The sequence below is a fragment of the Paenibacillus sp. B01 genome (assembly GCF_009649995.1).
GTDB classification, from domain to species: domain Bacteria; phylum Bacillota; class Bacilli; order Paenibacillales; family Paenibacillaceae; genus Paenibacillus_O; species Paenibacillus_O pasadenensis.
This window is the reverse complement of sequence record NZ_CP045802.1, coordinates 5541405-5566883: the sequence shown is the minus strand read 5'-3', so window position 1 is coordinate 5566883 and position 25479 is coordinate 5541405. Positions and strand designations below refer to the sequence as shown.

Genomic DNA, 25479 nt, shown 5'->3' with positions numbered 1-25479 from the left:
GTGCCTGCAGCATCCGATCCTGCGTATCCGCAACGCTCGCGCCTGCAACGTCCAAACCTGCGTCCGGCGCCTGCGTATCCGCAACGCGCACAATTTCAACGCCTACGTTTGCAACGTCCGCATCTGCATCCGAGCCTGTGTTTCCACAACGCGCGCGCCATAACGCCTACGCATGCAACGCGCGCGCCATAACGCCTACGCCTGCGGCGCTTAGGCGCCCGCCGCCTCCCAAGCCCGGCGGGCGGGCTAAGCCTGCTCCTCCGCCAGAGCGGCGATGCGCAGGATGACCTCGGCCGCCTTGACCATCGTGTCGGCGGACACATATTCGTAGCGGCCGTGGAAGTTCTCTCCGCCCGCGAACAGGTTCGGCGTCGGCAGCCCCATGTAGCTCAGCTGCGACCCGTCCGTGCCGCCGCGGATCGGCTTGATGTCCGGCTTGACGCCGCAGTCCTCGAGCGCCTGCCGCGCCAGCTCGACGATGTGCATCACCGGCTCGATTTTCTCGCGCATGTTGTAGTACTGGTCCTTCAGCTCGAGCGTGACGCTGCCCGCGCCGTACGTCTGGCGGAACTCCTCGGCGATCGTCGCGAGCAGGCTCTTGCGGTTCTCGAAGCTTTCGCGGTCGAAGTCGCGGATGATGTAGCGCATGCGCGTCCGATCGACCGTGCCCTCGAACGAGATCAAGTGGAAGAAGCCCTCGTAGCCCTCCGTGAACTCCGGCACCTCGCCCGCCGGCAGGCGGCCGTGCAGCGCCATGCCGATCGACTGCGCGTTCAGCATCTTGCCCTTGGCGTAGCCGGGATGCACGTTTTTGCCCTGGATCGTGACGACGGCCTCGGCGGCGTTGAAGCTTTCGTACTCCAGCTCGCCGAGCGGACCGCCGTCCATCGTGTAGGCGAAGTCGGCGCCGAACGCCGCGACGTCGAAGCGATGCGGCCCGCGGCCGATTTCTTCGTCCGGCAGGAAGCCGACGCGAATCCGGCCATGCGGAATTTCCGGATGGGCGGCCAGATAGGCCATCGCGGTCATGATTTCGGCGATGCCCGCCTTGTCGTCCGCGCCGAGCAGCGTCGTGCCGTCGGTCGTAAGCAGCGTCTGGCCCTTGTAGCCGGCCAGCTCGGGGAACTCGCGCGGCGAGAGCGTAATGCCGGGCTCCGCGCTGAGCACGATGTCGCCGCCGTCGTAGCTCTCGATGAGCTGCGGCTTCACGTTCGTGCCGGTGAAGTCGGAGGCGGTGTCCATATGCGCGAGGAAGCCGATCGTCGGCACGGCCTTGGCGCTCGTCGCTGGCAGCGTCGCCATGACGTAGCCGTTGGCGTCGAGCGTGACCTCGGTCAGCCCGATCGCCTCCAGCTCGTCCGCCAGCTGGCGCGCCAGCACGAGCTGGCCCGGGGTCGAGGGGCATGTCTCGCTGCTGTCGTCGCTCCGCGTATCGACGGCCGCATAGGCGACGAAGCGGCGGATCAGTTCCGATTTCAGATCATGCTTGTCCATGAAAAAAATCTCCTTTGCTGTGCTGGGACGGCTCGTGGAGCCGCCGCTTCAGCGGAATCTGTCGCTTGCGCCTGCCGCGCCGCCTCCAGGACGGCTCAGCAGGCTCTTCATGCGTCCACTATAGCAGGTGCGCGGGCACATAATCCAGCGAGGCCGGCGCCAGCGGCATTCCTCCGAGCGCTGGGTCGCGGCGCAGGCCGCCATTTCCCCGAAGCGCCTGTCCGGCCGGCCGCCCGAGCCGCCAAGGCATCGGCCCCTTCATCCTGCTTGCCCAGCCCCGGCCCCCGCGGGCGGCATATGCTGGTGGCAAAGCTTTTGACGACCGTACAGGAGTTGATCGAAACCATGCCGAAGCCGAAGGCGGCGGGAGCCGCAGCGCTCCCCCGCATCGACGTGCTCATCCCCGCGATCGAGAAGGACCTTCCGACGCTGCCCCATGTCATCCGCGCCGCGCGCGCCCAGGTGCGCCATCCGATCGGCGAGATCGTCATCGTCGCCCCCCGCAAGGACGCCATCGTCTCCCTGTGCCGCGAGCACGGATGGAGATTCGTCGACGAGAACACCGTGCTGCCCCTGACGAAAAAAGACATCCATTACCGCTCCGCCCGCTGGGAGCGCTCCGGCTGGCTGTTCCAGCAGCTGCTCAAGCTGAGCGGCGACAAGCTGTGCTCGGCCGATTTTTTCCTCGTCATCGACGCCGACACCGTGCTCATTCGGCCCCACACGTTCCGCTCCGGCGGCCGCACGACGTTCTACACCCGCAGCTGGACGCAGCCGGAGTACCTGCGCATGCACGAGCGGCTCATGGGCCGCAAGGCGGCCGCGCCGCGCTCGCTCGTCACCCACTACATGCTGTTCGAAAAGGCGAAGCTGCGCGACATGAAGCGGGACATCGAGATGCGCCACGGCATGAGCTGGCATCGCGCGATCCTGACCAAGCTGAACCGCTCGCAGCAGTTCGGGTTCAGCGAGTACGAGACGTACGGCAACTATGTGTACAGCCGCAATCCGGCCGCCGTGCGGCTGCGTCCGGCGCTCAACCGCGCCCTGCACGACGGCGTCCGCAGCCTGACGCCGGAGCGGACGCGCCAGCTGGCCGCCAAGCATCGCTCCGTGAGCTTCCACGAGCGCAAAGGCTATGTGCGCAAGGCCGGAGCGTCCGCGCGCCGGATCGAAGCGCCGGCCGGAGCCGGCTCAGCTCGGCGCACGCTCGGCGGAAGCGGACGCGCCGATGACGCGGGCAGAACGGCTTTCCTGCGCGGCGGGGCGGCGAAGCGTCGGCCGCCGGCCTTTGCCGGACCGAGGCTTGCCGCTTGCGCCGCCGTGCGGCGAGGCGGGGGCGGCCGCCGATGAAGCCGCGCGGCAGCGGCCGGGCCGGACACGCCGCGCCAGGGCGGGGCCGCTCGCCGCAAGCCCGCCGCTCCGGCTGGTCCGTCGACTGGCGCGGCCCGCTCGGCCGCGCCGGCGGACTGGGCGGAGCGAGCCGGAGCTATGTGCGCGCGCTGCGCGGGGCCGGCCTGCCGGTGAACGCTTCGGCGGCCATGGGGCAGCCTGCCGCCGGCCGGCTTGCTCCGGGGACCCGCCGGATGCTCGTGTACCATTATCCGCCGCATACGCTCGATCCGGATCGGGCGCGCCGGGCCGGCTACGGACGGGTCGTGCTCAACGCCGTCTGGGAGACGTCGCGCATCCCGTCCCAGTGGCGCAGGACGATCAACCGCTACGATGCGGTGCTCGTGCCGTCGCGGCACAACGTGCAGGCGATGAAGGACAGCGGCGTCAGCGTGCCGGTGTACCGGGTGCCGCACGGGGTGGACACGCGGCGGTTCCGGCCGGGCAGGCCGAAAGCCGCGCTGTCTGGAGCGGAGGGGCGCTTCGTCTTCCTTTCGGTGTTCAGCTTTCAGCATCGTAAAAATCCGGAGGCGCTGCTGCGCGCCTACGCGGAGGAGTTCAGCGAAAAGGACTCCGTGCTGCTCGTCATCAAGACGAGCGGCTGGCGGGAAGCCGGCGGCTCGGCGGGGGCAGAGCGGGCGATCCGCCGCTACGTGGCTTCGCTGCGCCTGTCGCATCGGCCCGCGCCGATCCACATCGTCGCCGGCCATATCGGCGAGCGTCGGCTGCTGGGGCTGTACGCGTCGGCGGACGCCTTCGTGCTGCCGACACGGGGAGAAGGCGTCGGCATGCCGTTCATGGAGGCGCTCGCGAGCGGCGTGCCGGTCATCGCGCCCCGCTGGGGCGGGCAGAGCGACTTCCTGACGGACGGCAATTCGTTCGCCGTTCCTTACAAGCTGCGGAAGCCGGCGGAAAGCATGAAGGGAGCCGGCGCGATCTCGCGCCGGTTCGGCGGCCTGTTCGCGCAGGAGGGGCAGCTGTGGGCCGAGGCCGATCTGGCCGGGCTGAAGCGGCAGCTGCGCGCCGCGAGCCGGGACGTCGCGCTTTGTCGGCGTAAGGGCCGGCAGGGCTGCCAGGACATGAAGAGCTGGAGCTGGGAAGCGGCGGGACGGCAGCTGCGGCAAGCGCTGGAGAGGATCGGGACGCAGCCGCCGCGGGGCGGCGCGGCCGCTTCGCGGGAGAGCGGCGAGGCCGATCCGCCAGGCTTTGTTTCGGCCGCGCTGCGCGGACAGCGCCGGCGGGCGCCGCGCGGGAGCGGGAGCGCTCCGGCAGACGCCAAGGAGAGGAGAACGAGACGGAAGTGAGACTTATCCTATTGTCCGGAGGCTCGGGCAAGCGGCTGTGGCCGCTGTCCAACGAGATTCGGTCGAAGCTGTTCCTGAAGCTGCTGCCCGCACCGGACGGCACCCTCGAGTCGATGATGCAGCGGCTGTGCCGCCAGCTGCGGGAGGAGGGGCTGCTGGAGGGAGCGGTCATCGTGACCCATCGCAGCCAGGCCGAGATTACGCGCGCCCATGCCGGAGCGGACGTGCCGATCGTGGAGGAGCCGGCCAAGCGCGGCACGTTCACGGCGGCGGCGCTCGGCGCCGCCTATCTGGCCGGTCCGGGCCGCGCGCCGGAGGATGAGGCAGTGTGCGTGCTGCCGGTCGACCTGTTCGTGGAGGCGGACTTCCTTGCGCTGCTGCGGCGGCTGCCGGAGGCGCTCGCCCGCGGCGCGGACCTCGGCATGATCGGCACCGAGCCGACGCATCCTTCGGCGCAGTACGGCTACATCGTGCCGATCCGCGAGCCCCGCCCCCGCCGGCCGAAGCGGCGTGCGGCGGCCGGCGGCCGGAAGTTCGGCGGCATGACGGACGCTGGCGCGGGAGCGGGAGCGGGCGAGAGAGCGGCGCGACCGGACGCGGATGCAGGCGCAGACGGAGCGGGAGTTGGCAAGAGCGCAGCGCGGCCGGACGCGGATGCAGGTGCAGACGGAGCGGGAGTTGGCAGGAGCGCAGCGCGGCCGGACGCGGATGCAGGCGGAAACGGCGCGAGAGCGGGCAGGAATGCGGCGCCGCCTGGCGCGGACGCAGGCGCAGACGGAGCGGGCGCGGGCTGGCTGCCGGTCGGGCGCTTCGCGGAGAAGCCCGATCCGCCGGCGGCGACGAGGCTGATCAAGCAGGGCGGGCTGTGGAACAGCGGCGTCTTCGTCTTTCGCCTAGGGTGGCTGCTCGGTCAGCTTCAGGCGAGGGGATATCCGTCCTCGCTGCCGGAGCTGCTGCGGGGCTACGACGAATGGAGCGAGAAAAGCTTCGATCAGGAGCTGGCGGAGAAAGCCTCCCGCAGCCTCGTGCTGCGTTATGCCGGCAGCTGGAAGGATCTCGGCAGCTGGAGCACGTTCCTCAGCCAGCTCGGCGAGGCGCAGCTGGGGCCGGGAGCCGTATCGGCCGGCGCCCGCAACACCCATCTCATCAACGAGCTGGGCTGCCCGATCCACGTCATCGGCATCTCCGACGCGGTCGTGGCTGCGAGTCCCGACGGAATCCTGGTCGCGAGCAAGGAGCACTCCGACCGGATCAAGGAAGCGCTTCGCGAGCTGCCCGGACTGCCGATGCAGGAGGAGAAGCGCTGGGGCAGCTGCCGCACGCTGGAGATCGACCGGCTGAGCGGCGGCGGCCAGGTGCTGACGCGGCGCGTCGCCGTCCATGCGGGCAAGTGTACGAGCTACCATCTGCATGAAGGCAAGGAAGAGGTGTGGACCGTGCTCTCCGGCGAGGGGCGCTTCATGCTCGAGGACGAGATCTACCCGATCGGACCGGGCAGCGTCATGCGGTTTCCTCCCGGCTCGCGCCATGGCGTCAAGGCCGTGACCGAGCTGCAATGCATGCAGGTGGAGATCGGACGGGTGCTCGACGAGCGGGACATCGAGCGGCTGCTGATGAGCTGGTAGAGCTGGCGAGCGCGATGCAGGCAGGCGGTTGCAGTGAAAGTAGGCGAGCGCAATGCGCGAAAGCGGGCACGCTGTCGCGGCAGGCGGACACCTCGACAGGGAGGCTTTGCCGCCGCGAAAGCTTGCGACGAATCAGCTCGTTAGAGGGCTTCAAGCGGCCCCATTGAAAATCTAACGACGGATGAAACGCTTAGAGCGGCAAAAGCCGCCGAAACATGGCCGAAACACGCGCATCGGGACATCTAAGCGCGTGAGGAATCGTTAGCGCCGCGAAAGCAGGCCAAATGAGCTTCTAAGCGTCTGACGCGTCGTAAAGGTTGAAGCCGCGTCAATGAGGCGGCTTTCCCTGACCGCGGCAAGGCAATGGGGGGCTGGAGGCGCGGCTGCCGGCTGCAGCAAGCAGATTCAGCCGCGGCAAAGAAGCTTCTCGATCCGTTTTCGAGCGGCAACCGATCATTCCGGGCTGCTTCTGCGGGGTTCATCGATCCGCTTGAGGGCGAGTTCAGCGGTGGGCCGTCTCCTCGGGCAGCGAATTTTGACCGTCGCCAGCCTGGGGGCGGTCGCCTCGACCGTCCTCGACCAAAAGGCAGCCGCTCGCAGATCGGTTTTTTCTTGCAGCGTCTGCCTATAGGGGCATGCCCAGCTTTTTCATGCGGTTGTACAGCGTCGCTCGCGATATTCCGAGCTGGCGGGCAACCGCTTTTTTGTTGCCGCGCTCAGCCTCGAGCAGCCGGCGAATGCGCTCGCGCTCGTAGTCTTCCGGGCTGTCGGGCCAGCGAGCCGGAGGGAACGGCTGGCTTCCATTGCCGTAGCCGTGGGCAGCCCCGCCAGGAGCAGGTCCGGCGGAGAACGGCCTGCCTAGAGCAGCTCCGTCGACGGAGAGTTCGCTGGAAGCTGCGCTGCCGGGAACAGCCCCGTAGGCAGGCCCGCCGGAAGCGGCGCTGCCCGAGGCTGGCCCCCCGAAGACTTGCTCGCCGAAGGCAGCCCCGCCAGCGGCTTCCGACGTGCCGGCCCAGCCGAGGCGGTCGGGCGTCGCGGCGCTGCGAGCGCTCTTTCCGCCCGTGCCGCTGCTCTGGCGCGCCGCGTTCTGCAGCAGCCGAGGCGGCAGATGCTCCAGCCGGATGACGCCGTCGGTCGCGAGCAGCACGAGCCGCTCGGCCGCGCCGCGCAGCTCGCGGATGTTGCCCGGCCAGTCGTAGGCGGCGAGCCGCTGCACGACCTCATGCGGACAAGCCTCGATGAAGCGGCCGTACAGCAGGGCGAACTCGCTGAGGAACGCGGGCAGCAGCTCGTACACATCCCCGGTGCGCTCGCGCAGCGGCGGGATGTCGAGCGTGACGACGCTCAGCCGGTAGTAAAGATCCTCGCGGAAGCGGCCGTCCGCAATCATCGCCAGCAGATCGCGGTTCGTCGCCGCGAGGATGCGGCAGTCGGCGCGACGCAGCGTCGTGCCTCCGACGGCGTAGAACGTCTTTTCCTGCAGCACCCGCAGCAGCTTCACCTGCAGCTCCAGCGGCATCTCGCCGACCTCGTCGAGCAGCAGCGTGCCGCCCGCCGCCAGGTCGAGCTTGCCCTTGCGGCCGCGCGGATCCGCGCCGGAGAAGGCGCCGCGCTCGTAGCCGAACAGCTCGCTCTCGAACAGCGTCGGCGAGATCGCTCCGCAGTTGATCGCGATGAAAGGCGTCTCCGGCCCCGGTCCGGCATCGTGCATCGCACGGGCGTACAGCTCCTTGCCGACGCCGCTTTCGCCGAGCAGCAGCACGGGCGCCTTGGCGGAGGCGAGCTTGCGCGCCGTCTCGACGGAGGCCCGCACCGCCGGGCTGCCGCCCCGGATCGCCGAGAACGGGTCGGCGCCGCTCGGGTCGAGCCGCTCGACCTTGCGCTCGAGATGCTGCATCTTGGCTGTCATCCGGAACAGCTGCTGGTTCAGGCGGATCTGCGACGTGATGTCCTGCTCGGCCGCCACCGCCCCGATGCGCTCGCCGCCGAGCTCGATCGGACGGGCGTGGATGACGGCGTGCATGTCGGGCCGCGGCTGATGCTGCGCCCCCTGCAGCACCTCGCCGGTCGTCAGCGCGCGCAGCACTTGGAGCCGTTCTTTCTGGAAAAAAGCATCCGCCGGACGCCCCATGATCTCCTCCCGGCGGATGCCGAACATCCGCTCCGCCTCGCCGGTCCAGGCGATTACCTCGCTGTCGGCGTTGATGACCGTGATCGCGCTGTCGACCGTCTCCAGCGTCGCCTCGAAGCCGGCCCTCAGCCGCCGGAACGACTGGCGCAGCTCCTCAAGCGCCGCAGTCGCAGAGACGCAGCCGCAGGGCTGGCCGCCTTCGTCCAGCAGCAGCAGCCAAGGGCAGCCGTCCGGCAGCGGCGGCAGCTCGTCCAGCCGCAGCGATGCGGGGAACGCCGACGCGGGCAGGGCGGCTGCAAGCCGGTCGGGCAGGCTCGCAAGCGCTTCGGGCAGCCAGCTCCAGCTCCCGTCTGTCTCCTGGCGGAACAGGGGACGATCCGGCGGCTGCTCCGGCCATTCCGCGAGCGCATAACTCGTCTGGGGCAGCTCGATCAAGCGGGGGAGGTTCAGCTTCATCGTTGGTTCCTCCTCGTCGATGGGGGTGTCTAATAAGTGTATGAATAGGCAGACAATTATGTCTATAAAATTAGACACATTAGACACGATTCCTGCATGCGAAAAGCCCTTCCGCCGAAAATAGCCGAGCGGAAGGGCTTTGTCGGAAAAAAGAAGCGGCCCCGCCGGGCGGGCCGCTCCTCGGGAGCTGCGGCTTGCGCCGGCCGCTGCGGGGCGGGCGGCATTTTTCAACGGAACATGTTCTGCAGCACCATCATCAGGTTGGCTGGCTTCTCCGCGAGACGGCGCGTGTAGTAGGGGTACCACATCTTGCCGTAAGGGACGTAGCAGCGGACGCGGTAGCCCTCGGAGGCGAGGCGCGCCTGCTCGTTCATGCGCAGTCCGTACAGCATCTGGAACTCGAACTTGTCTTGGCCGATGCGGTTGGCGGAGGCGTACTCGCGCACCCAGCGGATGATCGTGTCGTCATGGGAGGCGATGGCGGTGTAGACGCCTTGGTCGAGGTGCATGCGGATGATCGCCTTGAAGTTGTCGATGACCTCGGACTTCTTCTGATAGGCGACCTCGGCGGGCTCTTTGTAGGCGCCTTTGACGAGCCGCAGGTTGACGCCGCTCTGGATCAGGTCGCGGACGTCGGCCTGCGTGCGGCGCAGGTACGCCTGGATGACGGTACCGACGTTCGTCAGCCCTTCGCCGTGCAGCCTCTTGACCATGTCGATCGTCGCCTGCGTGTAGGGCGAGTCCTCCATGTCGATGCGCACGAAGTTGCCTGAGGCGGCCGCTTCGCGCACGACGGCGCGGATGTTGGCGTAGCAGGCTTCTGGATCGAGCGCCAGCCCCATCTGCGTCGGCTTGAGCGACACGTTGGAGTTGACGCCGGCCTGCTCGATGCCGCGCACGAGGCGGATGTATTCCTCGCGATAGCCCGAGGCTTCGCTCAGCGCCCGGATGCCTTCGCCGAGATGGTCGAGCGTGACCATAATGCCTTTGCGGTTCAGGTCGCCGATGACCTGGAGCGCGCCGTCCAGCTCCTGGCTGGCGATGAATTTGGCGGCGAGCTTGCCGCCGTATTTGAGCGTCAGCTTCTCGACGAGCGAATTGCCGGAAATCGTGAGCAGCGTCTTGCGGTACAGCTCGGAGCCGATGTCCATAGTGATCCTTCCCCTTTATATGCGGATAATGGCGTTCTTAGGGAGTTGTAGTAGCAATATTCATGCCAACGGTATAGGCTATGGCATCCAGGGCGCTGGCGCCACGGCGGTTTCTGGCGGCTTGGCCGGCACGCGCCGCGGCGGCGCGCGGGCTGCTTGGAGGAAGTCAGGGCAGCGCGGCGGAATGCGGATGAGCTGGCTGCGGATGGGGCTGGGCAATGGAACGGGGCAGATGCACAGCCGGAAGAGGCAGTTGCGCGGAAAAGCCGAGTAACTCGGGTCGGATGTGCGTCCGGATGGGGGAGATACGCGGAAAAACCGAGTAACTGGGGTCGGATGTGCATCCGGATGGGGGAGATACGCGGAAAAACCGAGTAACTGGGGTCGGATGTGCATCCGGATGGGGGAGATACGCGGAAAAACCGAGTAACTCGGGTCGGATGTGCGTCCGGATGGGGGAGATACGCGGAAAAACCGAGTAACTGGGGTCGGATGTGCGTCCGGATGGGGGAGATACGCGGAAAAACCGAGTAACTGGGGTCGGATGTGCGTCCGGATGGGGGAGATACGCGGAAAAACCGAGTAACTCGGGTCGGATGTGCGTCCGGATGAGGGAGATACGCGGAAAAACCGAGTAACTCGGGTCGGATGTGCGTTCGGATAGGGGAGATACGCGGAAAAACCGAGTAACTGGGGTCGGATGTGCGTCCGGATGGGGGAGATACGCGGAAAAACCGAGTAACTCGGGTCGTGTGAGGGCATCCGGCGGGCGGCAAGACGAAGAAATCGAGTTACTGGGCATTGAAGTGGGCGCTTGGCGGACATTAAGTCGAAGAAATCGAGTTACTGAGCCCGGATTTCCGAGGCTAACGCCCTCCAGCCGGCTCCGCCTGCTATATCGGAGCCCGGATTTCCGAGGCTAACCTGGCTGTCCAAGGCTGGCGCCTCTGTACGCCAGCCCGGACTTCCGAGGCCAACCTCCTCCAGCCGGCTCCGCCCGCTATATCGGAGCCCGGATTAGTGGCACGATTCTTGCTTATCTTTTACGGCGAAGAGCCCCGGTCAGCAGCGAGGGCCAAGGAGACCTTTCCGAGGAGGATGAATTCGCATGAGAATGGAATATGCCAACGAGCCGTTCACGAATTTCAGCAAGGAAGAGGAAAGCGCCGCCTACGAGGCCGCGCTGGCCGCCGTCCGCGGGCAGCTGGGCCGCACGTACCCGATCGTCATCGGAGGCGAGGCGATCGAGACCGGGCGCACGCTCGACTCGATCAACCCGGCCGACAAGGCCGAGGTCGTCGGCGTCGTCCACCAGGCCGACCGCGAGCTGGCCGAGAAAGCGATCCGCACCGCCTACGAGACGTTCGGCTGGTGGCGCCACACGAGCGCGAAGGAGCGCTCGGGCTACCTGTTCAAGGCCGCTGCCGTCATGCGCCGCCGCAAGCATGAGTTCTCCGCGTGGCTGACGGTCGAGTCCGGCAAAAACCGCGCCGAAGCCGACGCCGATACGGCCGAGGCGATCGACTTCATGGAATTTTACGCCCGCGAGATGCTGCGCCTGAGCGAGCCGCAGCCGCTCACCCGCATCCCGGACGAAGACAACGAGCTGTACTACATCCCGCTCGGCGTCGGCATCGTCATCCCGCCGTGGAACTTCCCGCTCGCCATCATGGCCGGGATGACGACGGCCGCGCTCGTCTCCGGCAACACCGTCGTGCTCAAGCCGGCGAGCCCGACGGCGGTCATTGCCGCCAAGTTCGTCGAGCTGCTGGAGGAGGTCGGCGTGCCGGCCGGCGTCGTGAACTTCCTGCCGGGTCCGGGCTCCGAGGTGGGCGACTTCCTCGTCGAGCATCCGCTGACCCGCTTCATCAGCTTCACCGGCTCGCGCGACGTCGGACTGCGCATCAACGAGCGGGCCGCCAAGACCGCGCCGGGCCAGAAATGGATCAAGCGCGTCATCGCCGAGATGGGCGGCAAGGACTCGATCGTCGTCGACGCCGACGCCGATCTGGAGCTGGCGGCGGATGCGATCGCGGCGTCGGCGTTCGGATTTTCCGGTCAGAAGTGCAGCGCCTGCTCGCGCGCGATCGTCCATGCGGACGTGTACGACGAGGTGCTGGCCAAGGTGGTCGAGCGCACCGCCAAGCTGACGCTGGGCGATCCGGCCGAGCGCGGCACGAACCTCGGACCGGTCGTCGACGACAAGGCGTACGCCAAGATCCAGGAGTATATCGAGATCGGCAAGAACGAAGGCCGTCTCGTGCACGGCGGCGGCACAGGCGACGAGAAGGGCTTCTTCATCGAGCCGACGATCTTCGCCGACATCGCTCCGGAAGCGCGGCTCGCGCAGGAGGAGATTTTCGGGCCGGTCGTCGCCTTCATCAAAGCGTCCACGTTCGACGAAGCGCTCGAGATCGCCAACAACACCGACTACGGCCTGACGGGAGCCGTCATCTCCCGCAACCGCAGCCGCCTGGAGCAGGCTCGCCGCGAATTCTTCGCCGGCAACCTGTACTTCAACCGCAAGTGCACCGGCGCGCTCGTCGGCGTGCATCCGTTCGGCGGCTTCAACATGTCGGGCACCGACTCCAAGGCCGGCGGCCGCGACTACCTGCTGCTGTTCACCCAGGCGAAGCTCGTCTCCGAAAAAATGTAATCCCGCGCCGCGACCCGCGCGCGGTATACTGAATAAAACCGCCCAAGGAGGCCGCCGCCATGCCGGGACCCGTCCTGCAGCCTCAGGCGCTGCTCCGTCAGGAGCAGCGGCAGAAGCTCGCGCTCACGCAGCAGATGCGCCAGTCGCTGGCGCTGCTCGCGCTGCCCGCGGCCGAGCTCGACCGCGCCGTGCGCGAGCTCGCCGCGGACAATCCGCTGCTCGAGATCCGCGAGCCCGCGGCCTCGCGCCGCCTGGGCGGCCGCGGCCACGCCTCGGCCGCCGATCCGCTCGAGCGCGCCGCAGCCGCGCCGCCCACGCTCGAAGCCGAGCTGCTCGCGCAGCTGCGGCTGAGCGGCGCCCCCGCGCCTCTCCGCCGCGCCGCCGCCTGGCTCGCCGGCAACCTCGACGAGAGCGGCTGGCTGGCGCTGCCGCTCGCGGAAGCGGCGGAGCGGCTGCGCCTTTCCGCCGCCGAGGCCGAGGCGGCGCTGCGGCTGCTGCAGTCGCTGCAGCCGGCCGGCATCGGCGCGCGGGACCTGCGCGAATGCCTGCTGCTGCAGCTGGACCGGGAGCCGGAGCCGGCTCCCGGGGCGCGCGAGCTCGCCGCGCGCTGGCTGCCCCAGCTGGCGGCCCGCCGCTGGGAGGAGATCGCGGCCGGCACCGGCCTTAGCCGCGCGCAGCTCGAAGAGGCGCGCCGAGCGCTGCTGCGCCTCGACCCGCGGCCCGGCCAGCGGCTGGCGGCCGGAGCAGCCGGCCGGACGCAGGCGGTCGTGCCCGACGCCCTCGTCCGCCAGGGCGCGGACGGCGAGCTGCTCGTCGAGCTGGCCGCCGCTTGGGAGCCGCGGCTGTCGCTCGCCGATATCGGCTCCGGCCCGCTCGCGGCCGTTGCCCGCGGCCACGAGGCGTACGCCTACGTGGAGAGCTGCCGCCGCGCGGCGCGCGCGCTCATCGGCGGGCTGGAGCAGCGGCGGGAGACGCTCGCGCGGGTCGTGCGCGCCGTCTTTGAGGAGCAGGCCGCGTTCCTGGAGCGCGGCTGGCCGGCGCTGCGGCCGCTTACGCTCGCGGACGTGGCGCTGCGGCTCGGCTTGCACGAGTCGACGGTGAGCCGCGCCGTGTCCGGCAAGCAGGTGCGGACGCCGCTCGGCACCTATCCGCTCAAGGCGTTTTTCAGCGCCGCGCTCGGCCGGGGCGGAGCGGCCGAGGAGGTGTCCGCCGCCGCCGCCAAGCAGCGGCTCGCCGAGCTCGTCGCGGCCGAGTGCCGCGAGCGGCCGCTGTCCGACCAGCAGCTCGCGGAGCGGCTGGCGGAGCTCGGCATCCCGCTGTCGCGGCGCACCGTCGCCAAGTACCGGGCGGAGCTGCGCATACCCAGCTCCTCCTCGCGGCGGGGCGACTGAGCGTGGCGTTCCTACATTCGAGAAGTCCAGGGCCTCCTTGCGGGGCGCCTGGGCTTTTTCGGCTTTTCTTTCTGGACGGGCGTCCTGCCGATTCGCCATAATAAGGAAAAGGAGGTCGGACCATGGACGATCGCGAGCTGCTGCCGCTCAACAACCGCGCCATCTTCGAGCCGCGGGCGGCGGCGCAGAGCTTCCGCCTGCAGCGGCTGCTGCCGCAAGGGCCGGCGGCGGCCTATATCCGCCATTATTGGCTCATCGAATGGAATCTGCCGCCGGGCGCCGTCCACACGCAGGAGGTGCTGGAGCATCCGACGGTCAACGTCGTCCTGCAGCCCGGCCGTTCGGTCGTCAGCGTCGCCGGAGCCGAACGCTCGCAGCAGCGGCTCGAGGGGCGGGACGAGGTGCTCGGCATGCTGTTCCGCCCGGGACTGTTCCGCCGCTGGCTGGACCGCGATCCCGGCGAGCTGGCCGGCCGGCGGCTGCCGGCGGAGCAGGTGCTTGGCCCCGGAGTGCTGGAGCTGGAGCGCGCCGTCTTCGCCGAGCCGGATTCCAGCCGCCGAGCGGCGCTCGTCGATGCGTTCTGGGCCGAGCGGCTGGCAGAGCCCGGAACGCTGCCCTGCTTCCGCACGACGTCCGACCCGACATCCGACCCGCCATCCGACCCCGAGCCCGACCCGACGTCCGACCCGCCATCCGACCCCGAGCCCGACCCGACGTCCGACCCTACGCCGGACCCGACATTCGACCCGGCATCCGACCCTACGCCAGCATCCGCCCCGCCGGCCCCTGTCCCGTCCGGTTCGGTTTCCTTCGCCCCGGCCTCCCTGGGGGCCGCGCCCGAAACGGATCCGTCCAAGATGGCTCCGTCCAGATCGGCCGCGCCCGGAACGGATCACTCGAAGCGGGCTCCGTCCGGCTCGGCCTCGCTAGCGCCCGATCCGTCCGCACAGCTGGCCGATCGCATCGTCACCGGCATCCAGCTCGACCGCAGCCAGCGCAGCGCCCGGGAGGTGGCCGCGCGCTGGGGGCTGTCGCCGCGCAGCCTGCAGCGGCTGTTCCGCGCCTACATCGGCATGACGCCGCAGGCGGTCATCCGACGGTACCGGCTGCACGAGACGATGGGCCTCGCCAGCGGCGACCCGGACTGGGCGTCGCTCGCGCTGGAGCTCGGTTATTTCGACCAGGCCCATCTGATCCGCGACTTCAAGGCGGTCGTCGGCATGACGCCTGGTTCCTATGCGAAGCGAATCACGAGCGAGGAAAGATAACATCGAACAAGCGTGGATCCTCGGATCCGCGCTTTTTTCATCCTTCGGCACCGTATTGTGTAATATATATTGACATCAACCTATCTTCATCTCTATACTCTCCGCAAGAACGGTCAGGGGGAGAGATGCAAGTGGGGAGAAGATGGGGGCATTTCGGAACGGCCGGCATGCTTGCGATCTTGCTGGTGCTGGGAGCGTGCTCGGGCGGAGGCGGAGCGGCGAACGAGGGGGCGGGGCCGACGTCGGTCCCGAGCGCAGGCGAGCCGGCGGGCGCTTCTCCCGCCCCGGCAGGCGGCGGCATCGCCAAGCCGCGCGTCGCGTTCGTCTATCTCGGCGTGCCCGGGGACGGAGGCTGGACGTACGAGCATGACCAGGGGCGACTGATGATGGAAAAGGAGCTGGGCATCGAGGCGACGACCGTCGAGAACGTGCCGGAAGGGGCGGACGCCGAGCGCGTGTTCGAGGAGCTGGCCCAGAACCACGACGTCGTCTTCGGCACGAGCTTCGGCTATATGGACGCGATGGTCAATGTGGCGAAGCGCCATCCCGACGTCAAGTTCATGCACGCGAGCGGCTACAAGACGGCGGACAACCTCGGCACATACCTCGGCAAGGAGTATCAAAGCGCTTATCTGGTCGGCATGGCGGCCGGCAAGATGACGAAGAACGACCATCTCGGCTATGTCGGCGCTTATCCGATCCCTGAGGTCATCTATACGATCAACGCTTTCGCGCTCGGCGCGCAGAGCGTCAATCCGGACATCAAGCTGTCCGTCGTCTGGAGCAATACCTGGTATGACCCGGCGACGGAGCGCCAGGCGGCGGTCAGCCTGCTGGACAAGGGCGTCGACGTGCTGGCGGCCTACCAGGACTCGCCGGCGAGCATCCAGGCGGCCGCCGAGCGCGGCGTCTGGGGCATCGGCAACGATTCCGACATGGGCCGCTACGCGCCCGAGACGTACATTTCCAACCCGGTCTGGCGCTGGGGGCCGTACTACGTGGAGCAGGTGAAGGCGGTCATCGACGGCACCTGGCAGAGCGGAAGCTACTTCGGCTCGATGGCCGACGGCATCACCGACATCGCTCCATTCGGCAAGAACGTGCCGGAGGACGTGAAGGCGCTGGCGGAGGAGAAGAAGCAGGAGATCCTTGCCGGGAGCTTCGACGTGTTCGCTGGTCCGATCCGCGACCAGAGCGGGGCGGAGCGGGTGCCGGAGGGCGGCGCGATGACGGTCGAGGACATTTTGGGCATGACGTGGTTCGTCGAGGGCATCGAGGGAACGATCCCGCAGTAGGCGGAGGGGTGAAAGGAGAGGAAATGAATGAGGCTGGAAGATCCCGTACTGACGGCCTGCTGGCATCCGGCCGCGCTCGCGCGCGACGTGACGGACCGTCCCTATCCGGTCACGGTCCTGGGAGAGAAGCTCGTCCTGTTCCGCAGCGGCAGCGGCGTCCACGCGCTCAAGGACCTGTGCATCCATCGCGGAGTGCCGCTGTCGCTGGGCAAGGTCGACCGGGGCGAGCTCGTCTGCGCTTATCACGGGTGGCGCTATGACGGCGGCGGGGCATGCGTCTGCATCCCATCGCTGCCGCCGCGCCAGCCGATTCCGTCCAAGGCGCGGGCCGAAGCGTACCGCTGCCGGGAAGAAGGCGGCTTCGTCTGGGTGTGCCTCGGCGAGGCCGAGCCGGAGCGGCTGCCGCTGCAGGGCAAGGTCGACCCGGCGCTGATCCCGGTCTGGATGGGCCCTTATCCGGTGCAGGCCGCGGCGCCTCGCGTCGTCGAGAACTTCCTCGACGTCTCGCATCTGATGTTCGTCCACGAAGGCCTGCTCGGAGACAGCCGCCATGCGGAAATCAACGACTACGGCGTGCATCGGCGCGAGGACGCGCTGTTTACGGACGAGATCGTCGTCTACCAGCCCGACCCGGACGGGCGGGGAGTCGGCGTCGAGAGCCGGTATGTCTACGAGATCTTCGGTCCGACCTGCGTCAAGCTCGTCAAGCGCAGCAGCGGTTCCGACGAGGAATTCCACTTGTTCCTGATCGTCCTGCCGGAGACGGCGACCGCCTGCACCGCCTTCATGCTGCAGCTGCGCAACTACTCGCCGAACGTGCCGGAGCAGGTGTTCATCGACTTTCAGAATACGCTGCTCGCTCAGGACAAGGTCATCGTCGAGGCGCAGAAGCCCGAGCTGCTGCCGCTCGATCTGCAGGCCGAGCTGCATCTGCGTTCCGACCGCGTCGCCATCGCCTATCGCCGCATGCTGAGGGAGCAAGGCATGACGATCGGCACGGAGTAAGGAAAAAGCCCCGTTCGCCGGACAAGATCCGGGAACGGGGCTTTGTTGCGCCTGCTTGGCTGCTTCGTGGCTTCATGGCTCGTTGCGGCTTGGAGAGCCGCCCCAGCTCCGCGCGGCTTGCCTGGCGGCCTCAGCGCCCTGCCTTGCGGCGGCTGCGGTAGAACCAGAACGCGCCCGCGAGCACGCCGAGCGCGATCAGCGCGTACGCGATGTTGGAGTAGATGTCCATGTAGCCGACGATCGTTTCCCACGACTCGCCGACGGAAGCGCCGACGGAGACGAGCACGGTATTCCAGATGAGCGAGCCGATCGTCGTCAGCAGCAGGAACAGCGGGAAGCTCATGCCGGACATGCCCGCCGGGATCGAGATGAGGCTGCGCACGAGCGGCACGAGCCGGCAGAGCAGCACGGCCCACGGGCCGTAGCGGTCGAACCAGGCGTCGGCCTTGCGGACGTCCTCGGGCTTGAGGCGCAGGATGTGGCCCCAGCGCGCGACGATCCGCTCCAGGCGCTCCGCGTTCAGCCACGCGCCGATGTAGTACAGGATGACGGCACCGATGACCGAGCCGAGCGTCGCGGCGATGATGACGCCGACGACGGTCATGCTCGTGCGGGCGGTCATGAAGCCGCCGAAGGTCAGGATGACCTCGGACGGAATAGGCGGGAACAGATTTTCAATCGCGATCAGGAATCCAACGCCGAAGTAGCCGAAGCGATCCATGATCTCCGTTATCCAGGCTTCCACAAAACCATCCTCTCGAAGGGCGTCCGCCGGCGGACATAGTTCTTCCCCTATACGATTCAGCCTGTCCCTTGGTTTCAGAAAACAAGCCGCCATGGCACGCTTCGCGAATGAGGAACGCCAGAGAGGCTTTGGTTAGACGTATACGTGATCTGCTATGGCGGCGACAACTAGGCCATTCGTCGAATTATGACATTCCTTGTAAAAAGTATAGATCTATAGGAGTATTGCTTTTTTTTTGATTTAAATTGTAACTTATGGTTGCGAAAAGACGTTGAGAGGAAAGCTCATCCCTATTCTTCCACGGCACGATAAAGAATAGCCGAATCGAAAAGGAGGGACAAGTAAATCGAGTAAGGGAGGTTCTTGCGACTTTCTGTCAGGACAGATTAAAAACAGAAACATGCGCTCTGTGGTCGTTCCATCCGTTGCGAGCGCAGGAAAAGGAGATTCAGATCATGAAAAAATCGACGATAACAATCGTTTTGACAAGTGCGCTTATCCTTGTCGGTGCTGCAACTTCCCATATCATACAAGCATCAGCACCAAATGGGCCTGATCCATATCAGCTGGAAGCTGTTCCTTATGAAGGACAGATCAGTAAAGTCATGAGGGGAGAGAGCGGCTCTTCTCTTCTGGTTGACTCCATTGGTAGTAACGAGTATTCGAAAATGATGAGCATTCTTTACCCTAACGGGATTGTAGATGCGCAAGGCCAGGAAGTACCGGGGATAGACAATTTAGTCGAAGTGCGTGAACGATTTATTGAGGAGCATATGAGAGCACTTTCTCTGGTTGGTTCGACTCCAATCGAAATCGAGAAGACGCCGTTTACGATTTCTATCGCGGATGAATCGAATGGCGAATACAAAAGTTTGTTTTATAAAGCGAGTATCGGCAAGGACACCTTTGTATTCCCATCTGAATGGGGAAATCAGCCTTTTGATTTTGTCTCCGACAGTGAAAAGAATATCTATATCATCTATACGGATGCGGGGATTTGGAAGATTGATCCGATTGCTCTGAGCGCAAAAAAAATCACAGCAGACACATATTCGGGCAAAGACCGGCAACAAATCGGCCAAGAATTGACGAAGCTTCATCCGGATGCATACCTGCTCTGGGTCAGTAGTGTTATGATTAGCCCCGATGGCAAGCAAGTCGTTTATCGGACGAATCGTGACAGCACAAGGCTTGATGAGACATCAATATGGGCAATTGATCTTGATTCAGGAAAAGAGAGCCAACTAGTTCCGCCTTCTGTGAACAATGATATCCTAGGGTTCATCTCAGATCGCGATGTTGTGGTAGGGGCTCTCGCCGACACTCGTGCAATAGATGTGTATGACAAGTCGATTATTGCGCTCGATGTTCCGAAAGTGCCGAATCTGCGCATAAGTGCGGTTCAGGATGGGAAAATCGTCATATCCAGTCATGAAGAGGGCAGTTCGACTTCGACTGCGACGGTGAGTAGTGTCGATCTATCAAAGGGAATCCTCACTGAAATTTCTGAAATTTCTGGATATCTTGATGGAGAACCCCGATTTTCGCCATCGGGAACCCAAGTTGCGATCGGTTATGGAGACGATCCTTCGGTCGGGGTTGAAGATGTCATGATGGTTGAATTGTCGACGAAAACACAAAAGCTGCTCTCCAGTTCGTTGCAGAACAAGCGGTCTGTCAAAGGGAATATCATTCGTTTCCAATGGCTTAATGATGAAACAGCAGTTGTAGAAACGCAAACAGGAAGCAGCTTTTCAAGCGCTGTGGTCAATTCGACAGAAAAATGAGCCGATACTGAAAACAATTTGTTAGAAGAAGGTGTTGAGAAATGAGATACAAGAAATTAACGATAATGATGCTCTCTTTTGTTTTAGTTACTTTTATTTTCCCGGCTGGTGTTTTTGCTGCGGATTATAGCATCGTTTTCGGAAATACGCCGCCGTCTATCGTGAATTTCAACTCTCCTCTTTCAAATTCTTCATCTGCAGGCTTTGCGGCAGTGAACAGCAAATGGAATCAACCTCGGTCGAGTGGGACAAATCCCCATAACGGAGCGGATCTTCAAGCTGCATTAAATACGAATGTTTATGCTCCATATGACGGGTGGGCAACCGGAATTACTGTTACTGGTTCGTATGATATTGATTTCCTAGTCGATGCAAATAATAATAATGTTAAAGATGATGGGGATTATCATGTTCGATTTTATCATATGAATAGCAGGGAGACAGATGGGAAGAAAAGTCAAGGGGCTTTAATAGGAAAATCCGGCAATCAAGGAGATGTCCCTCCACATCTTCATTTTGGAGTTTGTTCGACATCGGGTGGATTGAAATGGCTGAGAAATGAAGTGAACTACAGGCACTTGTCTTCATCCAATTGGAGCTCAGGGAAAGACCTTGACGCTTATTCTGTGGTGGCCTGGAACAGCAACATCGCTTCTTTTACTGCATATATTAGGAATGATGGTACTAAAGAATCCTTCTCAGAAGTGAGAATTTATTATCGTACATCAGCGGGATCTTGGACGGATGGTGGAGTCATGAACAAGTCGGGAGATGTTTATAGTTACAACTTTACTGGTAAGGTGTCCTCTGGAACATCAGTACAGTGGATGTTTAGGATGCTTCGATCCGGAGTATCTCAGGCGGCATTCGGTCCGGCTAAATTTTATCAGCCAGACAACAATCCGAATGCAAGCTCATATGCATATAGCTACTTTACTAACACGGTGACATGAGTGTCATAGTACCCACGCCGATCTTGGCGAGGGTACTATGAAGTGTTTTACAGAAAAGGAGGACCTGCCATGAACCGTTTCCCCAAAGCGCCGCTGCCGATGCTCGTTACCGGAATGATTCTGACAGCCTTGACGGGCTGTACGAACGAAGCCCCCGCTGAAATGCCGCCCCCTAGCCCCCGAGTAAGCTCCGTCTCGACACCGACGGCAACGGTGTCACCCACCGAAATCCCGACGCTGTCGCCAACGCCTTCTGCGCCAGTCGGCGAGATCAGAACCTTCACGTTTGGCCGGCTGAAACTGGAGGTCACCCAAGTCATCGAGACTCGGACAAAACAGAGCAGTGATGGGGGTGTTCCTTGGGAGTACCAGCAAGTTGTTTATGGTGCGGGTGCTCGTGTTCGCGTTTTAGACACTGGCATGAGCGATGCGAGTATAACGGAAGATGGCAAGTCTCATCCCCAATTTGGGATATCCTTTGAACCGGATGGACGACAGGAAATCGACGAGAAGCTGGAGTCGTTTGAAATCACGCCCGATATGCGAGGAATTTTCAGCTTGGAGTCAAGTGTTTTTGTACTGGGATTTGAAGCCTACCAAGCAAGCTGATTCAAGAAGAAAGCCCCTTTGCAGGGGCTCTTCTTCGTTTCATCCCACCCGTTTCAGCCAAACAAGCCGCCCCTGAGGGGCTCCGCGAACGGAGCCCTCAGGGGCGGCGGTATGGAAACGCCGGGCGGCCGGGGGGCGGCCGCCTCGGACGGGACCGTCGAAGCGAGGCGGCGGGCCTGCCTCCGCCTTACCCCAGATGCTGCAGGTAAGGCGTCAGGTCGACGCCCAGCGCGCCCGCCAGCCGCTTGCCGAGGTCGGCGTCGGCGCGGTAGAAGTTGCAGACGGCGCGCAGCTGCGTGCTGGACTCCGCCTGCGCGAGGTCGCCCGACAGGTTGCGGATGACCGCGTCCTGCTCGGCGGCGGAGTAGCGGCGCCATACTTGGCCCGCCTGCCCGAAGTCGTTCGTCTTGGCGATCTTCTGGCGTCCGGCCTGCGCGCCGGCGGCGAGCGGCGCCGGCGGCTCCGCGTATGCCGGATCCTCCTGGGGAGCGTCTTTGTGGCGGGATGGCTCGTAGTTGACGGAGCCGCCGGGCTTGCCGTGCTGCATGGTGCCGTCGCGCTGGTTGTTGCTCACCTGGGCGAACGGGCAGTTGATCGGCAGCTGCAGGTAGTTCGTGCCGACGCGGTACCGCTGCGTATCGGAGTAGGAGAACAGGCGGCCCTGCAGCAGCTTATCCTCGGAAGGCTCGATGCCCGGCACGACGACGCCCGGGTTGAAGCCGACCTGCTCCGTCTCGGCGAAGACGTTGTCCGGGTTGCGGTTCAGCGTCATCGTCCCGACATGCACGTACGGGATGTCCTCTTCGAACCAGTCCTTCGTCGGATCGAGCGGATCGAAGTCGAACGAGTCGAGGTCCGCCGGATCGAGGATCTGCACGAACAGGTCCCATTCGGGGAAGTCGCCGCGCTTGATCGCCTCCTGCAGGTCGCGCGTCGCGTGGTTGAAGTCATGCGCCTGGATCGCGCTCGCCTCGTCGCCGGACAGGTTGCGGACGCCCTGCTTGGGCACCCAGCGCAGCTTCGTGTAGACGCGGTTGCCGTGCTCGTTCACCCACTTGAACGCATGCACGCCGGAGCCGCGCATCTCGCGATAATTGGCCGGGATGCCTTCGTCGGAGAACAGATGCAGCAGCATGTTCGTCGACTCCGGCGTCAGCGACATGAAGTCCCAGTAGCGGTCGGGATGCTGGATGTTCGTGCTCGGATCGGGCTTGAGCGAGTGGACCATGTCCGGGAATTTCATCGCGTCGCGGATGAAGAACACCGGCAGGTTGTTGCCGACGAAGTCGTAGTTGCCCTCGGTCGTGTAGAACTTGACGGCGAAGCCGCGCGGATCGCGGAGCGTCTCCGGGGAGTGCTGGCCGTGGATGACCGTGCTGAAGCGGACGAATACCGGCGTCTCGGTGCCGGCGTCCTGCAGGAAAGCCGCCTTCGTCCAGCGCTTCATGCTGGCGGCCGTGCGGAATACGCCGTGCGCGCCGGCTCCGCGGGCGTGGACGACCCGCTCCGGAATCCGCTCCCGGTCGAAGTGCGCCAGCTTCTCCAGCAGCTGGTAGTCCTCGAGCAGCGTCGGGCCGTTCGGGCCGGCCGTCCTGGAGTTCTGGTTGTCCCCGATCGGGACCCCCTGGTTCGTCGTCAGTCGATTCATGAATGAGTTCCCCTTTCTCCCCGGTTCCCCGGCTTCAATGAGATTTGTTTTCAACTTTACATGTTTCTCATCTTATAGTCAATATCTATTTATAATAATTATAAATTAGAACTGAAGAAGGAATTGACCCCACGCCGCGGAAATCATAAGGACCACCAACGACAGCGCCTGCGGATTGCGAATTCCATGCCGGGCGCGCCGATTCCCGAAACGGCCGTCCGCCCGGCCCGAAGGGGAGAGCGGAATGCAGACGGAAACGCAGCCGCAGCCCGGCCGCCGGCCGGAAGCGGGACAAGCGAGGCTGGGGCGAGGCATCAACTCCAGCTGGACGTACGGACTCGGCATGCTGGCGATGATGGTGCCGAGCCAGGCGTTTTTATCGTTCTACAGCTACTACTATGTCGACAAGCTCGGACTCGGCATCGGGCTGGCGACGCTCGCCCGCACGATCTACCTCGTCTGGGACGCGGTCAACCAGCCGCTGCTCGGCTACTGGTCCGACCGCACGCGCAGCCGCTGGGGCCGCCGCAAGCCGTGGCTGTACGGCGCGCTGCCGGCGTTCGCCGCCGTTTTCATCGGGCTGTTCTCCGTGCCGGACGGCGTCGCCGCGACCGCCGCCGAGGGCGGCCTGGCGCTGTTCTACTGGTTCCTCGCCGCGCTCGTCCTGTTCGAGACGGCCTCCTCCGTCATCTGGGTCAACTACGGCGCGCTGCTGCCCGAGCTGTTCGCCGGCGCGGCGGCGCGGGCCAAGGCGTCCGCCGTCCAGCAGGGCTTTCAGATGCTCGCGATCCTGATCGGGACGGCGGCGACGCCGCTGCTGTTCCAGCGGCTCGGCTTCGGCGGCATGTCCTTCGTCTACGCCGCCGTCTTTCTCGTCTGCATGCTCGCCTTCCTCCGCCATCTGCGCGAGCCGCCGCAGTCCCGCAGCCAGCCTCCGCTGCCATTCCTCCAAGCGTTCCGCGTCACGCTGTCCAACCGCAGCTTCTGGATCTTCCATCTCGCGAACTCGTTCGCCCAGACGGTGAACGGGCTGCTCAGCTCCATGATTCCGTTCTATGCCAAGTATGCGCTCGGTATTCCCGAAAGCCAGGTGTCGCTGCTGCTCGCCTCGGTGTTCGTGCCGGTCATTCCGCTCGTCGCCGTCTGGTATGTCATCGCCCGCCGGCTCGGCGGCCTGCGCAGCTGGCGGCTCGCGCTCGCGGCCTACGGCGTCAGCGCCGTGCCGCTCTGGTTCGCGCAGGGGCTCGGCGGCGGCATCGCCGCGGGCGTCTACATCGGCTTCGGCCTCGCCGGCTTCCTCGTGACGCCGGCCGTGCTCAGCGGCCGCATCATCGACCTCGACGCCGAGCGCACGGGACGCCGCCGCGAGGGCGTCTACACCGCCGTCGGCGGCTTCATCACCCGCTCGAGCGGCTTGCTGTCCGCGGTCGCGTTCTGGGTCGTCGGCCTGCTGCTCGGCTACCGGAGCGGCGCCGATCCCGGGCCGCATCCGGAGCTGGCCTTTCGCGTGCTGATCAGTCTCGTGCCGGTCGGTCTGCTTGCCGTATCCGTCGCCATATCCTTGTTGTACCGGGAAGAAGAGGAGGGACCGCATGACAAGCCGCAAGAGGCTCATCCTGAATTGTGACGACTTCGGCCAGTGCCGCGCCGCCAACGAGGCAATCATCGCCCTGCTCGAAGAGGGGCTCGCCAGCTCGGCGACGATCATGGCTCCCGCTCCGGCGTTCCGCGAGGCGGCCCAGTGGGCGCGCCGGCAAGGAGATCGCGTCAGCATCGGCGCCCATCTGACGTTCACGAGCGAGTTCCCCGGCTGGCGCTGGGGCTCGCTCACGGGAGCGGCCTCGCTGCAGGACGCGGAGGGATTTCTCCATCCGGACGTGGAGTCGTTCGAGCGCCGGGCGGAAGCCCGCGACGTGAAGCGGGAGATGGAGGCGCAGTTCCGCGCCGTCCGTGACGCCGGCGTGCGGATCACGCATGCCGACAACCATATGGGCAGCCTGTACGGGCTTGCGACCGGACGCAGCCATCTGCAGCTGACGCTGCGCGAATGCTCGGCCCGCCGCCTGCCGTTCCGCCTGTTCCGCCGCATCTGGGAGCAGGACGAGTTCCTCGCGTCGATCGCCGGCGCGGAGAAGACGCTCGGCAAGGTCGTGCTGCTCGCCGACCTGCTCGGGGTGCCGCTCCCGGATTATCTCGTCAGCCATCCGTACCATGTGGAGCCGGGGGAGACGTACGCCTCGTTCAAGGCGATTCTGTGCGCCAAGCTTTACGAGCTGCCGGAGGGCATCACGGAGACGTACGTGCATCCAGCCGTGCCCGACCGCGACATGGAGCGCATCGTGCCCTCGTGGGAGAAGCGGGTGTGGGAGTTCCGGCTGCTGCAGGACGACGACTTCCTCTATGCGCTGCGGGACGCCGGCATCGCGCTCGCCACGTACCGCGACGTCGCCCGCGAGCAGAAGCGCTCCCGCCTCGGCGCGCTCATGGGCATCGGCAAGCTGCTCGGGTGAAGCGCGGCGGCGCGAGGCCGGCGCTTTTCGCCATCGCGGCTCGTCTTTTCATGGAAAAG

The 25479-nt window shown here is 65.1% G+C and carries 17 protein-coding genes and 1 pseudogene; 13 read left to right on the top strand and 5 right to left on the bottom strand.

Annotated features, from left to right (window positions below):
- Nucleotides 1-246 precede the first annotated feature (246 nt).
- The gene (gene pepT / locus GE073_RS23805; RefSeq protein WP_028598840.1) at nt 247-1479 is read right to left on the bottom strand and encodes a peptidase T; all 1233 of its coding nucleotides are present in this window, start codon (nt 1477-1479) and stop codon (nt 247-249) included.
- Nucleotides 1480-1839: 360 nt separating this feature from the next.
- Between pepT and GE073_RS23800 the strand changes: the two are divergent.
- The 3 genes and pseudogenes from GE073_RS23800 to GE073_RS23790 all read left to right on the top strand — a co-directional run.
- Nucleotides 1840-2634, top strand: a pseudogene (locus GE073_RS23800) (DUF6492 family protein); the annotation flags it as partial.
- Between the two features lie 209 nt (nt 2635-2843).
- On the top strand, nt 2844-4190 hold the full coding sequence (locus GE073_RS23795; protein WP_101807556.1) for a glycosyltransferase family 4 protein: 1347 nt from the start codon (nt 2844-2846) through the stop codon (nt 4188-4190).
- Entirely contained in the window at nt 4187-5815 is a 1629-nt protein-coding gene (locus GE073_RS23790) for a sugar phosphate nucleotidyltransferase (protein WP_101807557.1), read from the top strand. The genes GE073_RS23795 and GE073_RS23790 overlap by 4 nt, the downstream gene beginning before the upstream one ends.
- Nucleotides 5816-6440: 625 nt before the next feature.
- On the opposite strand, the gene GE073_RS23785 is transcribed toward GE073_RS23790, so the two are convergent.
- Nucleotides 6441-8402, bottom strand: coding sequence for a sigma-54 interaction domain-containing protein (locus GE073_RS23785; protein WP_101807558.1), 1962 nt, complete (start codon nt 8400-8402; stop codon nt 6441-6443).
- Between the two features lie 227 nt (nt 8403-8629).
- Nucleotides 8630-9553: a proline dehydrogenase family protein gene (locus GE073_RS23780; RefSeq protein WP_028598842.1), complete on the bottom strand. Its 924-nt coding sequence runs from the start codon at nt 9551-9553 to the stop codon at nt 8630-8632.
- A gap of 1108 nt (nt 9554-10661) precedes the next feature.
- Between GE073_RS23780 and pruA the strand changes: the two genes are divergently transcribed.
- The 5 genes from pruA to GE073_RS23755 all read left to right on the top strand — a co-directional run bounded on the left by pruA (nt 10662) and on the right by GE073_RS23755 (nt 17168).
- Complete coding sequence (pruA, locus tag GE073_RS23775; RefSeq protein WP_028598843.1) at nt 10662-12209, top strand: L-glutamate gamma-semialdehyde dehydrogenase; 1548 nt, start codon at nt 10662-10664, stop codon at nt 12207-12209.
- Nucleotides 12210-12268: 59 nt separating this feature from the next.
- Complete coding sequence (gene rpoN / locus GE073_RS23770) at nt 12269-13600, top strand: RNA polymerase factor sigma-54 (RefSeq protein WP_101807560.1); 1332 nt, start codon at nt 12269-12271, stop codon at nt 13598-13600.
- 122 nt (nt 13601-13722) lie between these two features.
- A complete protein-coding gene (locus tag GE073_RS23765) occupies nt 13723-14868 on the top strand; it encodes a helix-turn-helix domain-containing protein (protein WP_052333212.1) in 1146 nt (381 codons plus the stop codon).
- A gap of 125 nt (nt 14869-14993) precedes the next feature.
- A complete protein-coding gene (locus GE073_RS23760) occupies nt 14994-16163 on the top strand; it encodes a BMP family ABC transporter substrate-binding protein (RefSeq protein WP_028598845.1) in 1170 nt (389 codons plus the stop codon).
- 27 nt (nt 16164-16190) lie between these two features.
- Entirely contained in the window at nt 16191-17168 is a 978-nt protein-coding gene (locus GE073_RS23755; RefSeq protein WP_028598846.1) for an aromatic ring-hydroxylating dioxygenase subunit alpha, read from the top strand.
- Nucleotides 17169-17298: 130 nt separating this feature from the next.
- Here the strand turns inward: GE073_RS23755 and GE073_RS23750 are convergent, their stop codons facing one another.
- Nucleotides 17299-17913 carry a DedA family protein gene (locus GE073_RS23750; protein ID WP_028598847.1) on the bottom strand — a complete coding sequence of 205 codons (615 nt, stop codon included), beginning with the start codon at nt 17911-17913 and terminating at the stop codon, nt 17299-17301.
- Nucleotides 17914-18368: 455 nt separating this feature from the next.
- On the opposite strand from GE073_RS23750, the gene GE073_RS23745 reads away from it, so the two are divergent.
- The 3 genes from GE073_RS23745 to GE073_RS23735 all read left to right on the top strand — a co-directional run bounded on the left by GE073_RS23745 (nt 18369) and on the right by GE073_RS23735 (nt 21262).
- A complete protein-coding gene (locus GE073_RS23745) occupies nt 18369-19700 on the top strand; it encodes a TolB-like translocation protein (protein WP_127464548.1) in 1332 nt (443 codons plus the stop codon).
- Between the two features lie 41 nt (nt 19701-19741).
- Nucleotides 19742-20653: a M23 family metallopeptidase gene (locus GE073_RS23740; RefSeq protein ID WP_084137206.1), complete on the top strand. Its 912-nt coding sequence runs from the start codon at nt 19742-19744 to the stop codon at nt 20651-20653.
- A 69-nt stretch (nt 20654-20722) separates the two neighbouring features.
- On the top strand, nt 20723-21262 hold the full coding sequence (locus GE073_RS23735) for a hypothetical protein (RefSeq protein WP_028598849.1): 540 nt from the start codon (nt 20723-20725) through the stop codon (nt 21260-21262).
- Between the two features lie 187 nt (nt 21263-21449).
- On the opposite strand, the gene GE073_RS23730 is transcribed toward GE073_RS23735, so the two are convergent.
- On the bottom strand, nt 21450-22910 hold the full coding sequence (locus GE073_RS23730) for a catalase (RefSeq protein ID WP_028598850.1): 1461 nt from the start codon (nt 22908-22910) through the stop codon (nt 21450-21452).
- A 343-nt stretch (nt 22911-23253) separates the two neighbouring features.
- Between GE073_RS23730 and GE073_RS23725 the strand changes: the two genes are divergently transcribed.
- The gene (locus tag GE073_RS23725) at nt 23254-24537 is read left to right on the top strand and encodes an MFS transporter (RefSeq protein WP_228551924.1); all 1284 of its coding nucleotides are present in this window, start codon (nt 23254-23256) and stop codon (nt 24535-24537) included.
- A complete protein-coding gene (locus GE073_RS23720; protein WP_153784523.1) occupies nt 24503-25420 on the top strand; it encodes a polysaccharide deacetylase family protein in 918 nt (305 codons plus the stop codon). Before GE073_RS23725 ends, GE073_RS23720 begins: the two co-directional genes overlap by 35 nt.
- The last annotated feature ends 59 nt before the right edge of the window (nt 25421-25479 follow it).